General features: G+C 41.7%; 10 protein-coding genes. 7 read left to right on the plus strand and 3 right to left on the minus strand.

Annotated elements, in window-relative coordinates; translation table 11 throughout:
• Window positions 1-41 precede the first annotated feature (41 nt).
• From ACAX20_RS07855 to ACAX20_RS07875, 5 genes are all read left to right on the plus strand, one after another.
• Entirely contained in the window at window positions 42-1,064 is a 1,023-nt protein-coding gene (locus ACAX20_RS07855) for a CsgG/HfaB family protein (RefSeq protein ID WP_371185205.1), read from the plus strand.
• Window positions 1,065-1,399: 335 nt separating this feature from the next.
• Complete coding sequence (locus ACAX20_RS07860; RefSeq protein WP_371185207.1) at window positions 1,400-1,753, plus strand: DUF4810 domain-containing protein; 354 nt, start codon at window positions 1,400-1,402, stop codon at window positions 1,751-1,753.
• On the plus strand, window positions 1,750-2,406 hold the full coding sequence (locus ACAX20_RS07865) for a GNA1162 family protein (protein ID WP_371185209.1): 657 nt from the start codon (window positions 1,750-1,752) through the stop codon (window positions 2,404-2,406). The genes ACAX20_RS07860 and ACAX20_RS07865 overlap by 4 nt, the downstream gene beginning before the upstream one ends.
• Before the next feature lie 164 nt (window positions 2,407-2,570).
• Window positions 2,571-3,701: a JmjC domain-containing protein gene (locus tag ACAX20_RS07870; protein WP_371185211.1), complete on the plus strand. Its 1,131-nt coding sequence runs from the start codon at window positions 2,571-2,573 to the stop codon at window positions 3,699-3,701.
• Window positions 3,702-3,842: 141 nt separating this feature from the next.
• Window positions 3,843-4,304 (plus strand): GNAT family N-acetyltransferase, encoded by a 462-nt coding sequence (locus tag ACAX20_RS07875; protein ID WP_371185213.1) that lies wholly within the window; start codon window positions 3,843-3,845, stop codon window positions 4,302-4,304.
• 50 nt (window positions 4,305-4,354) lie between these two features.
• Here the strand turns inward: ACAX20_RS07875 and ACAX20_RS07880 are convergent, their stop codons facing one another.
• Window positions 4,355-4,774, minus strand: a complete 420-nt coding sequence (locus ACAX20_RS07880; RefSeq protein WP_371185215.1) for a DUF4826 family protein — start codon at window positions 4,772-4,774, stop codon at window positions 4,355-4,357.
• A 309-nt stretch (window positions 4,775-5,083) separates the two neighbouring features.
• On the opposite strand from ACAX20_RS07880, the gene ACAX20_RS07885 reads away from it, so the two are divergent.
• Window positions 5,084-6,127, plus strand: a complete 1,044-nt coding sequence (locus ACAX20_RS07885) for a Leu/Phe/Val dehydrogenase (protein ID WP_371185216.1) — start codon at window positions 5,084-5,086, stop codon at window positions 6,125-6,127.
• A gap of 218 nt (window positions 6,128-6,345) precedes the next feature.
• Here the strand turns inward: ACAX20_RS07885 and ACAX20_RS07890 are convergent, their stop codons facing one another.
• On the minus strand, window positions 6,346-9,396 hold the full coding sequence (locus ACAX20_RS07890; protein WP_371185217.1) for an FAD-binding and (Fe-S)-binding domain-containing protein: 3,051 nt from the start codon (window positions 9,394-9,396) through the stop codon (window positions 6,346-6,348).
• 238 nt (window positions 9,397-9,634) lie between these two features.
• Window positions 9,635-12,007: a phosphoenolpyruvate synthase gene (gene ppsA, locus ACAX20_RS07895; protein WP_371185219.1), complete on the minus strand. Its 2,373-nt coding sequence runs from the start codon at window positions 12,005-12,007 to the stop codon at window positions 9,635-9,637.
• Window positions 12,008-12,179: 172 nt separating this feature from the next.
• On the opposite strand from ppsA, the gene ACAX20_RS07900 reads away from it, so the two are divergent.
• Complete coding sequence (locus ACAX20_RS07900; protein ID WP_371185221.1) at window positions 12,180-12,989, plus strand: pyruvate, water dikinase regulatory protein; 810 nt, start codon at window positions 12,180-12,182, stop codon at window positions 12,987-12,989.
• The last annotated feature ends 101 nt before the right edge of the window (window positions 12,990-13,090 follow it).

Raw genomic sequence — 13,090 nt, forward strand, 5'->3', positions numbered from 1 at the left:
ACGTAAATGATTCTTAGTAACGGTACAAACCGAACATCAGTATGGTTTATAAAATATTGATGACATTAAATATTTTCAATGATAATGTAACTTTGTACAAACATTATACAGGGAGGTTTACCTTGAAAAAATTTATAATGACACTAACATCCGTCGCCGTTTTATCTGCTTGTACAAGCGCGACGCATCAAGTCGTTAATACGCCAATTAGCAATACTCCAACGGTTAGTAAAAGCATTTCGCAAGAAAGCGTGAAAGGATTAAAGCGAGTAGTCGCAATCGGTCGATTCTCCGATGAAACGAAACGTGGTAATACATTTCTTTTAGACCAAGATAATAATCGAATAGGCAAGCAAGCGTCCGATATATTGTCATCGAGACTGACGGATAGCGGACAGTTTTTAATGCTTGAACGTTCGGATTTAAATGCTTTGATAGCGGAAAACCAACTTGAAGGTAATGAATATGAAGCTGTTGGCGCTGATTATTTGATCATAGGCTCAGTATCAGAATTTGGTCGTTCAACAGAAAGTGATGTTGGGGTTTTCTCACGTAATAAAGTGCAAAAAGCAAACGTCACAGTAAACGTCCGCCTTGTCGACACGAAGACCTCACAAATAATTTTCTCTGAAGAGGCTTCTGGCGCAGCAACCTCTGAAGCTAACAGAGTACTTGGTGTCGGGAAGCGTGCAGGTTACGATACCTCCCTTGATGATGCAGCCTTATCAGCGGCAATATCCAAGCTTGTTTCAAATCTAATGGAAAATCTTATGGATGCTCCATGGCAAGCCTACCTTCTCGATCACCAAGAAGGCCAATATTTTTTATCCGGAGGTGAAGCTCAAGGTGTTCGCTTAAACGATACATTTAGAGTTTTAACGAAAGGTAAGAAAATCAAAAACCCTCAAACAGGGATGCTTATAGAGATGCCTGGTAAAGAAACCGCTCGCATTAAGGTGGTAGGCTTTGCTGGACAAGGGACGAACGCTCTATCTATAACCTCTCTTGAATCGGGCAATATCGACAATAATCAATTGTCAAACTACATCGTTCGTGAACTATAGGGAATTCAAATGAAGCCATTAAACATCATAATCGCATGCCTTTTTCTATTCACGTTGTGTTCATGTAGTTCTCATTATCGAAGTGTTAACCAAGTTAACGATCAGGCTTTACTTCAACTGTCAGGTAATTTTCTTAATACAGAGTTATCCATTGATGGCGGAGACAACGTGATCATTGATGAAAAGGTAAAAATTTACGAGCTAAATGATAAGCAAGTTGTTGAATTTCCAATTAGTACCGGAAAACATAGTGTAAAAATATTCAAGGATGGCTTAATGATCGTGAATCGAGTTTTTTACAGCAGTAACGGGAATGTATTTGAGGTAGTTGTACCATGAAACAAAGATTAATTTATACCATCGCCATAACATTATTTATTACCGGTTTATCGGGATGTAAATCAACAATGTATCATTGGGGTGACTATTCTAACACTTTCTATAACTTAAAAAATGAACCTACTGACGAAACAAGATCTCAGCATAAATCGGAGCTACGTAAGATAATAGAAATCGCAAAGCAAAAGAAAAAGAAAGTCCCACCGAGCATCCATTTTGAATTAGCTTTACTTGAACTGGCAGATGGTGAACAAGAAAAAGCCATTTCGTTGTTGAATACGGAAAAAGTGTTATTTCCAGAGTCGACGACCGCGGTTGACATGGCGTTAAAGGAGATTGAGAAATCATGAAAAAGTTTTTGACCATTATAACGGTAATTTTTCTGTCCGGTTGTCAAGCAACCATCACTAAAAACGAAGCTTTCCCTAAGTTGTATAGTGAGAAACCAAAAACAATTTTAGTTGTTCCAGCAGTAAACAATACCACTGCAGCAGATGCTGCTGAGTTGTATTCGACAACAATTGCTCAGCCGTTAAGTGAAGCTGGTTATTATGTTGTTTCGATACCATTTGTTGAGCACTTTTTGCAACGTGAAGGAATATCTGATGGAGAACAAGCTAAGCAAATTCCTCCTGAGAAATTTTTACAGTTATTTGGTGCCGATGCTGTTTTATTCGTAAATATAAACTCATGGGATACAAACTACTATATAACCGGTGGCAATGTTACGGTTTCAGCAAAATTCGAATTAATATCAACGAAAACGAACAATATGTTATGGCAATATGATGACATCATCGTTCATGATACGTCCGGAAATTCAGGCAACCTGCTCGTCGATGTCATTTCAACAGCATTAACAACAGCTTTGGTCGATTACGTGCCAATAGCTAGACAGGTTAACAGTCAAATCGTATCTTCACTACCAGTTGGGCAATATCACCCTAGACATGGTAAGGACAATAACGACTCAGGTATCGTTGCATCCAAAGTAACTAACTAACGAAGGTTTCTAATATTCTCAGAAAGGTCGAATTTCTAATTCGGCCTTTTTTATGCCAAGTAATTTTCTATTGATTTAAATAATATATTATCGGTGATACTAGGCCGATAGGAAGCTATAATAGCCAGCAAACTTTTGTTTACCTTATTATTATGAAATTACACTTGAACGACCTAACTCCTGAGCTATTCCTAGAAAAATATTGGCAAAAACAACCTCTCATCATCAAAGGTGCATTTCCAGATTTTGTCGATCCTATCGATGCCAATGAACTGGCAGGTTTGGCGATGGAAGAATTTATTGAATCACGTATTATTGCCAACAAAGACAATCAATGGCAGGTTAAGCACGGTCCATTTGAAGACTTTAGTGAATTTGGCGATAACAACTGGACCTTGCTGGTTCAAGCCGTAAATAACTGGTTCGCTGGGGTTAACGATCTTATTACACCATTTATGTTTGTACCGAAATGGCGTATCGATGATGTTATGGTAAGTTTTTCTACCCCAGGTGGTGGCGTTGGCCCACACTTAGATCAATATGATGTGTTTATTATTCAAGGTGAAGGCAAGCGACGCTGGCGTGTTGGTAAGCCAGATGACACCTTACAGCAGTTGTTACCACACGAAGATTTAAAACAAGTAAGTGACTTCGAGGCGATTATTGATGAAATTACCGAGCCAGGTGATTTACTTTACATACCACCGAATCACCCGCATGATGGTGTTGCAATCGATAACTCCTTAAATTATTCCGTGGGCTTTCAAGCACCGAATGCTCAAGAGCTCACATCGGGCTTTGCCGATCATTTACTGGATAATAATCTTTTTGAGCAGCGCTTCGATGACAGCGCGCGTATTGCGACAAAAACCCCACATATTTTAACTAGCGACGATATTAAACTTCTGACCAATGTTATGGTCGATGCATTGCAACATAACGATATTGTTGCTGACTTTCTTGGTAAGCAACTAACCAATGTTCACCATACGCTGAATCTATTGATCCCGACAGAACCACTATCCTTTGCGCTTATTTTGGACATATTGCAAGCTGGCGAAGAGCTCAATGCCGTCCTTGGATCAAAAGCATTGATTATTAACCAAGATACCTTTAAGCGTTTATATATCAACGGTGAGTCATTTGAGTTGTACGACGAAACCATAGAACTTGCTGAAAAATTAGCACAAACGGCGCCCCTGAACGCAGAAAACCTAGAAAGTTCGCTTGATTCGTTGAAAAATCAACAACTGTTAACTAGTGTTATAAATAAGGGGCTGTGGTCTTTCGAGTAGGTGTTTGCCTATTCTGAGTGAAATTTCTAAACGCTCAATCGCCAGTATCGTATAGGTAAATACTGGCGTTGAGTTTAGCAAAAATATTTTACATCCATTGCCTCGCACAGTTAACCGATGAATGTATCGATGGGGCAAACAATGTCTTACCAGATAAAAGTAGTCAATTGGGAAGACGCAGAGCAGCAACTAAAAACCGTTCGTGAAAAAGTATTCGTCTATGAGCGACGTATTCCACGTCATGTCGAGTTTGATAGGCGTGATCGTCGAGCCTTCCATGTATTGGTCATCGATAAAAAAAGCCAAGAGCCCATTGCAACAGGACGCATTACTAAACAAGGTGAAATATCCCGTGTTTGCGTGGTGATCTCGCAACGCAAATCCCCAGTAGGCCAAGAAGTTATTGCCACATTACTCGATATCGCTCGCAAAAATAACTTAAAAGAAGTGTTTATCAACAGCTCTCTTGATGCTGTTGATTATTTCGCGAAACATAATTTCCAGCCGGTCGGCGGTGTGTTTATGGAAGCGGGTTTGCCAAGACAGCGAATGATGTGCGATTTGGCCGATGCAAACATTAAGCGCTTTTACCTATCGCACTAAGCAAGCTGGTAAAAGCGCTGATTTATAGTTTTGTAGACTAACTCGGTTAGTTATTGTTCTTGCCAAAGGCGCTCATCATCAAATAATTGATATAAACCCTCCGCGCGACTGATCAAATAATGTGCGTACTGCATTTGTGCAGGCTCTTTCGCCGTTTGACGAATGCTCTCAGCTTGTAATTGCCATTTCATAGAAAAGTTACGCAGCGCTTCTCGAGCATCTGCTGCTGCGCTGGCACTGATATGGTCACAAGGCACATCACCGCTGATCACCCAAACTTTTTCTTTATTCATAGTTTGTAAACGCCAAACCGCAACAAGAGGTGCGATATAACGACTATCTTCAGGTGCGACACTTTCGGTAACAACACCTTTTTCGGCTAAGTAACGAGTGGCTTTTTGGTATTGCTCACGCACCCATTCAGCGCGTTGCTCTTCAGTTAACTGTGGTGACTGTGTTGTATCTGTCATGGTAGTACTTCTCTATCTATCTTATTATTTATATCGTCATAAAACACACTAAGCGCATGTAAATCACGTTATTTTTAGGTAAAACAATATGGCGGAATTAGCCAGTAAACACAAGTGTTAAGTGTTTGTATGGTTATTTTTACAACGAAACAGAAATATTCGAGAAAAAAACTACAATTTGAGACAGAAATCTACTGCGCCGTCTAGAGTCTTTCGTTTGAAAATGCTATGTTTGCGCCTCATTAGAAAACAGCCGTTATGGTCGTTTGATTTGCTCCATAACAACAAGACATATCGTGGGAGAATACGTTGTCAGTATTTAACTTAACAGACTTTGATCATCATGAGCAAGTGGTCTACTGCACCGATGAACAAACCGGTTTGAAAGCGATTATCGCCGTTCACAATACCAACCTTGGCCCTGCTGCAGGTGGTTGTCGATTCTGGGATTACCAAAATGAGGAAGACGCATTAAAAGACGTATTGCGTTTATCTCGTGGCATGACATACAAAAACGCCATGGCCGGTTTAAAGCTAGGCGGTGGTAAGGCCGTTATCATCGGCAACCCAAAGCAACTAAAATCGACCGAGTTATTTGAAGCGTTTGGCCGCGCTGTTAATCGTTTAGGTGGTCGTTACTACACTGCCGAAGACGTAAATATTACGACTGCCGATATGGCGATCGTTAATACTGTCACTGACTACGTGTCAGGCCTTGAAGGTAAAAGTGGTAACCCTGGGCCATTTACTGCACTAGGAACATTCTTAGGTATTAAGGCTGCGGTTAAGTACAAGCTTGGCAAAGATGATTTAACCGGTATCAAAGTGGCCGTTCAAGGTTTAGGCTCTGTTGGTTACTCGTTGTGCGAAAAGCTTCACGCTGCCGGTGCGTCGCTGATTGTCACTGACATCAACCCAGAAACCTTAGCTAAGGCAGAAAAGGAATTGAACGCGACTGTTGTGGGCCTCGATGAAATCTACAGCCAAGATGTTGACGTATTTTCTCCGTGTGCATTAGGTGCAAGCATTAACGACAGTACCATCAACCAATTGAAAGCAAGCATTGTTGCAGGTTGCGCCAATAACCAACTCGCCGAAGCTCGTCATGATAAAGCGTTGGCGGACTTAGGTATTTTGTATGCCCCTGATTACGTAATCAATGCTGGTGGTATCATTAATGTTGCGCTTGAAATTTATCCAGAGCCGTACTGTGCAGACGCTGCAACACGCCTTGTTGAAAACATTTACAACACCCTAATGGATGTATTTGTCAAAGCTGGTGAACTTAATCGCCCAACGGGTGAAGTGGCTGATGAAATGGCACGTGAAATCATTGCAACAGGCCACAAGTAATCTCGAAATGCTTTTGTAAAAAGCGTTGGTGAATACGCCGCTATAAAAAGGGAGCTCAGGCTCCCTTTTTGATTGTATCGTTTCAATACTAAACTTTATTACTTCACCAATATATTAAAAGCGTCGTTCTTAGTTTCAGGTTAACTTCCTAAACCTTGGCTGTTACCTTCATAGTCCAACAACATTGATAGACCAGAGTATGTGATCTATGCTGTGCATTAATCTAAATGGCTAAGTAGTGCTTGCAATGGGTGACGAAGTTGTTTTTGACCAAAGCGCTTCACTTGTGAGCGACAAGAAAACCCGGTTGCCAATTGATAATGACTGTCACCTGAGCTAATTGGTTGCTGCCAACTTAATTCATACAGGCCTTTAGAGTTTTGTTGATTTTGAACTTCATGACCATACGTACCAGCCATTCCGCAGCACCCCACGGCTACAGGGGTTAACTGCAGGCCAAAAAATTCAAAAATTCGCTGCCAATCTTGCTCTGATGACACCAATGCGGTTTTTTCAGTACAGTGACTGAATAACTGATAACTCGGAACCGACTTAGTCGATTGCTGTACTAACTCAGGTAAAATTGAGGTTATCCATTCATGCGCGAGTAGGACATTGAAGTCGCCTCGTCGCTCACCGAGCACTTGCTTATACTCGTCTCGATAGCAGAGCACCAAGGACGCATCGCAACCAATCATGGTGACCTTCAGCTTGGCTAGCTGATTAAGTAACTGTGCCGAATTTTCTGCTGTTTTCGCAAATTTTTTCAAAAAACCTTTGACATGTTCCGGTTTACCATTCGGCATAAATGGCATAAGCATCGGCTCAAAACCGAGTTTTTTAACTAACAACATGAGATCGCTGACAACATTGGCGTCATAAAAACTCGTGAACGGATCTTGAACAATCACGACCAGTTTAGCGCGTTCAAGCTCGGACATGGCTTGCAACGTTTGCAAGTCAAAGCGAGGGTAGTTGGTGCTTTTTAGTTGTTTCGCAAGTGTTGGCTTTGATAGTAGCGGCGTATCGACATAGCCCAATACATGCTTAGCAAATACCTTAAACACCCCGTTATCAATGGCAAAGTTGACCAGTGACGGCGCGAACGCTAATTTGGGCGCCAGCGTTTCAATATTAGCGACCACGTGATCTTTTGCAGGTCTTAAGTAGCGCGAATAATAAACTTCACTGAATTTTGCTTTAAATTCGGGTACATCGACTTTAACCGGACATTGGCTGGCACAGGCTTTACATGCCAAACAGCCATTCATGACTTCCATCACTTCGGTGCTAAAGTCATATTGACCAACTTTACCTTTTAAACTGTTCACAGTGCGCAGAGCGAGACTTTTTACGCTACTGTGCGATTGTTGGGAAAGTTCGTTAAAGTCGCTGCCTTTTGCTGCTAACTGGCGCAGCCACTCACGCATCAACCCCGCCCTTCCTTTAGGGCTATGACGACGATCACCGGTAATTTTACTCGATGGGCACATAGGCGATTTAGGATCGAAGTTAAAACACAAACCATTGCCGTTGCAATTGGTTGCAGCAGGCACGCTGTCACGCATTTGAATGGGTATTTGGCGATCAAAGGTAGCACGCTTAGTCGCATCAACGCTCACTAAGGGATCAGTCGACTCTATCGGTGTACATATTTTTCCAGGGTTCATTTTATTTTTAGGATCAAAGGCGGTTTTTATCACCCGCAATTGATGAAATAACTCTTCACCAAAAAATGTTGGTCCGTATTCACTACGATAGCCTTTTCCATGCTCGCCCCACATTAACCCGCCATATTTCGCGGTAAGAGCAACCACTTGATCAGAGATTTCGCGCATAACTTGCTCTTGTTTGGGATCGCATAAATCGAGAGCTGGACGAACATGTAAAACACCGGCATCGACATGACCAAACATGCCGTAATTTAAGTGATAACTGTCTAATAATTGACGAAACTCAAGAATAAAATCGGCAAGGTTTTCAGGTGGTACAGCGGTGTCTTCGGCAAAAGCAATCGGTTTAGCCCGCCCTTCTGTTGCGCCTAATAAGCCGACCGCCTTTTTACGCATGCCATACAAACGATTGATACTGGCTAAATCATAGGTATATTGATAACCAATAACACCAAAGTCGCGCTCCTCAACACAGCTGTCTAAGTGCCGTTGAAGTTTATCAATTGCATCAGCAACTTCTTGCTCGCTATCACCGGCGTATTCGACGATATTTAAGCCATCCATGGTTTTACCTGGCACGTCGGTAATAAGAGCTTTTACCGAGTGCCAAACAACGTCGCTTTTCGCTAGGTTCAATACCCGACTATCTATAGTTTCAACCGACAAGGCATCCGCTTTGACTAATTCTGGGGCATGGCGTAATGCTGACTCAAAACTTTCGTACTTAATATTAAGTAGTGCCCGCACCTTTGGAATTGGCGTAATATTCAATTTTGCTTCAGCAACAATCGCCAAGCTCCCCTCAGAGCCGGTGATAAGGCGGCCAATATCAAAACGGCTTAAATCGTCATTAAACACATTTTCTAAATCATAGCCGGTTAAAAAGCGATTTAATCTTGGAAATTTGGCGATGATTTTTTCACGATTTTCAAAGCATGCCTGGTAAGCGGTATTAAGAATATTTTGCTTATATGATGAAGCCGGTTCATGTCGGCTTACAGCGTCACTGCCAACCGCTTCCGTAGTTAGCTCTTCACCATTAGCCAAAACACAGCGTAATCCTAAGACGTGATCCGATGTTTTACCATAGACTAGAGAGCCTTGCCCTGATGCATCGGTATTGATCATGCCACCGATCGTCGCACGATTACTGGTCGATAAGTCCGGTGAAAAAAAGAAGCCTAACGGCTTTAAAAACGCATTCAGTTGATCTTTTACCACACCAGCTTGTACCCGAACCCAGTGTTCTTCACTGTTGACCTCGATGATCTGTTTCATATGACGTGATAAGTCAATGACAATACCCGGTGTTAAACTTTGACCATTGGTGCCGGTGCCACCGCCACGCGCACTAAATTGAATATCAACGAACTCATCTGTATTGGCGACCTGTGTTGCGATTTTAATGTCTTCGACCGATTTAGGGTGAATAACCGCTTGTGGGATCTGTTGATATACACTGTTGTCGGTAGCGACAGCTAATCGACTACTGTAATCGCAGCTTACATCACCAGAAAAGCCCTGCTTGATAATGGTTTTAAGGTACTTTTGATATATTGGTTGGCTAATATCGGAAATTTCAATTCGAGGTAACATGACTACGTAGCCTTTGAAAACGTGTAGGCGCTAATAATGCTAAATTTTACTCTTAAAAACAATGGCTTTATACCCGTATATTCGCTGATTGGATCATTTTAAAGCAAATTGTCTAAGCCATAATTAAATGCGTGACGAATTTATGGGTTAGTACTTAAATGTTATAAGTGATGAGTAGAATAATTAACGGATAGACAAAAAAGGCGCTCAATGAGCGCCTTCTATGATAATTTACAGATTATTTGTTTTGCTCTGCCAAATATAACCAGGTATCAAGAACGGTATCTGGGTTTAACGATACTGAGTCAATACCTTGGTCAACTAACCAAGCAGCAAAGTCTTTGTGATCTGACGGCCCTTGACCACAAATCCCTACATATTTACCACGCTCTTTACACGCTTTGATGGCCATTTCAAGTAGCACCTTAATGGCCGGATTGCGCTCATCAAACAAATGTGCAATTAAACCTGAATCACGATCAAGCCCTAAGGTTAATTGCGTTAAATCATTTGAACCAATAGAGAATCCATCAAAATGATCTAAGAATTGGTTGGCAAGTAAGGCATTAGATGGGAGCTCACACATCATGATCACTTTAAGATCGTTTTGACCGCGCTCTAAGCCATTTTCAGCCAAAATGGCAATGACCTGCTCCGCTTCCTCAAGGGTTCGAACAAATGGGATCATGATCTCCACGTTTGTTAAACCCATATCATTACGAACGCGTTTGATGGCTTCACATTCCATTTTAAAGCACTCACGAAAATCATCAGAAATATAACGTGATGCGCCGCGATAGCCAATCATAGGGTTTTCTTCTTCTGGCTCATAAATATCGCCGCCGACCAAGTTCGCGTATTCATTTGACTTAAAGTCAGACATACGAACGATAACTCGCTCTGGCGCAAACGCTGCCGCTAATGTCGCTATACCTTCTGTTAGCTTACTGACAAAAAACTCACGTGGGGTTTCATAACCCGCCATAATATCTTTGATTTCTTCTTGCAAGTCAGCAGATTCGTTTTCAAAGTTTAATAGTGCCTTAGGGTGCACACCGATCATTTTATTAATGACAAACTCAACACGTGCTAAGCCAATGCCTGCATGTGGTAATCGAGAAAAACTAAAGGCACGATCAGGATTACCAACGTTCATCATGACTTTAATAGGAACATTCGGCATGTCATCGATTTGCGATGTGGCGACGGTGAAATCCAACTGACCTTCGTAAATAAAACCGGTGTCACCTTCGGCACAAGATACCGTGACATCGCAGCCATCAGCAATTTTAGCCGTGGCATCGCCACAGCCGACGACTGCAGGAATGCCCATTTCACGGGCAATAATGGCCGCATGACACGTACGTCCACCACGATTTGTAACAATCGCCGAAGCACGTTTCATGATGGGTTCCCAATCAGGATCGGTCATATCCGTAACCAGCACGTCACCTGGTTGCACATTATCCATTTCGTCGATTGAATTAAGGATCTTAACCGTACCTTTGCCAATTTTGTTGCCAATTGCGCGACCTTCAACAATGACGTTTGACTTGTCTTGTAACTTAAATTGTTCAATTACATTGGCACTTTCACGAGAGCGAACGGTTTCAGGACGTGCTTGGACAATATACAACTTGCCATCGAGGCCGTCTTTTGCCCATTCAATATCCATAGGTCGTTGATAATGGTTTTCAATGATGACTGCTTGTTTGGCAAGCTCTTGTACTTCCTCATCGGTGATTGAGAAAGTATTCGAAACCGATTCATCGACATCAACAACATTCACTTGCTTGCCGTGCTCTTGGCTATCTGCGTACACCATTTTTATGGCTTTTGAACCAATATTACGGCGTAATACCGCTGGTCGCCCTGCACTTAAGGTTGGCTTATGTACGTAAAATTCATCTGGGTTTACTGCACCTTGCACCACCATTTCACCTAAACCAAAGCTTGATGTGATGAAAACAACGTCGTCAAAACCTGACTCTGTATCGATGGTGAACATAACACCGCTTGAGGCGATATCTGAACGTACCATGCGTTGAATACCAGCAGATAACGCAACACCTCGGTGGTCATAGCCCGAGTGCACGCGATAAGAAATAGCACGATCATTAAACAATGAGGCAAATACGTGTTTGATAGCGACTAATATGGCGTCTAAGCCGCGCACATTAAGGAACGTTTCTTGTTGGCCGGCAAACGACGCGTCTGGCATATCCTCAGCAGTGGCTGAAGAACGCACAGCAAATGATGCTTGGTCACCATGCTCTCCTGCAAGATGCTGATAAGCATGCTCAATATCCGCTTGCATCTGAGGTAGGAACGGCGTATCGATAATCCATTGACGAATTTTTGCGCCACATTCGGTTAAAGCTTGGATGTTATCAACATCAAGGGTATCTAGCTCAGCGTGAATTTTTTCATTTATTCCTGACTGCTCTAAAAATTCGTTAAACGCAAAGGCAGTTGTTGCAAAACCACCCGGTACCTGAACGCCAACATTAGCCAAATTTGAGATCATTTCTCCTAATGACGCGTTTTTACCACCGACTCGGTCGACATCACTCATACCAAGATCTTGGTACCAAAGTACATTTTCCTGCACGTTGTTCTCCTAACAAGAAAGTTCTAGTTGTAATAACGGGTATTTTTTACTTTTGTTTATTGAAATAAACCAGTAATTTACCTCTTAAATTCATCGACATTCTACACCGATAAGCGATAAACTAAAACCCATGATGTAAGTTTTTATTTTGAGTTACAAGGTTAATCTAAACATGCGCGCTGCATTTTATATATCTGATGGCACAGCCATTACTTCTGAAGTTTTTGGACACGCGTTGTTGTCGCTTTTTCCTGTTGAATTTGAACACATTACCATTCCCTTTGTAGAACGCGTTGAAAAAGCGGAGCAAGTAAAAAAGCAAATCAATTTAACCGCAAAGCGTACAGGACAAAAACCCTTTGTATTTTATACCTTTGTCACGTCTGAGATACGAGAGATCATCGACTCTAGCGATGCTATTATTTATAACTTCTTAGAGCATTTTGTTAGCCCGATTGAACGTGAGCTCGGCATTAGCGCTAAACCTAAATCTCACCGTACGCATTCTATCCACGAAAACAGTTACGATTACCGAATTGACGCAGTAAACTTTGCGCTCGCTAACGACGACGGCAGTAAAATAACCGATTATGAACACGCCGACGTGATCATCGTTGGCGTGTCAAGATCGGGAAAAACACCGTCCTCTCTGTATCTAGCCCTGCAATACGGGATTAAAGCGGCAAATTACCCATTTACCGAAGATGACATGGAAGATCTCAAACTTCCTGCATTTTTAAAAAAACACAAAAAGAAACTCTTTGGTTTAACCATAGATCCAAACCGTTTGCATGAAATACGCGATGGCAGAATGGCCAACTCCAAATATTCATCGGCACGGCAATGTCGTATGGAAATTAGAGAAGTAGAGAAATTATTTAAAAAAGAAAAAATCCCCTACATCAATACCACAAAGTTCTCAGTTGAAGAAATTTCCGCCAAAATCATCGCCGATACAGGCTTACAGCGTTATAAATACTAAAATATTGTTAACTGTACTGATTTAGTCATCATTATTATAAGAAAACGGTTTCAATAAGCGCTGTTTTTTCTTATATTTGCTGCATTGACATGAAGTGGTAC

The sequence above is a fragment of the Thalassotalea sp. Sam97 genome (assembly GCF_041379765.1).
Lineage (GTDB): Bacteria > Pseudomonadota > Gammaproteobacteria > Enterobacterales > Alteromonadaceae > Thalassotalea_A > Thalassotalea_A maritima.

Excerpts from the sequence above, each read along its gene's own strand:
- ACAX20_RS07855 (WP_371185205.1), top strand. The coding sequence starts at position 42 with ATGGTTTATAAAATATTGATGACATTAAATATTTTCAATGATAATGTA.
- ACAX20_RS07860 (WP_371185207.1), top strand. The coding sequence starts at position 1,400 with ATGAAACAAAGATTAATTTATACCATCGCCATAACATTATTTATTACC.
- ACAX20_RS07865 (WP_371185209.1), top strand. The coding sequence starts at position 1,750 with ATGAAAAAGTTTTTGACCATTATAACGGTAATTTTTCTGTCCGGTTGT.
- ACAX20_RS07875 (WP_371185213.1), top strand. The coding sequence starts at position 3,843 with ATGTCTTACCAGATAAAAGTAGTCAATTGGGAAGACGCAGAGCAGCAA.
- ACAX20_RS07880 (WP_371185215.1), bottom strand. The coding sequence starts at position 4,774 with ATGACAGATACAACACAGTCACCACAGTTAACTGAAGAGCAACGCGCT.
- ACAX20_RS07890 (WP_371185217.1), bottom strand. The coding sequence starts at position 9,396 with ATGTTACCTCGAATTGAAATTTCCGATATTAGCCAACCAATATATCAA.
- ACAX20_RS07900 (WP_371185221.1), top strand. The coding sequence starts at position 12,180 with ATGCGCGCTGCATTTTATATATCTGATGGCACAGCCATTACTTCTGAA.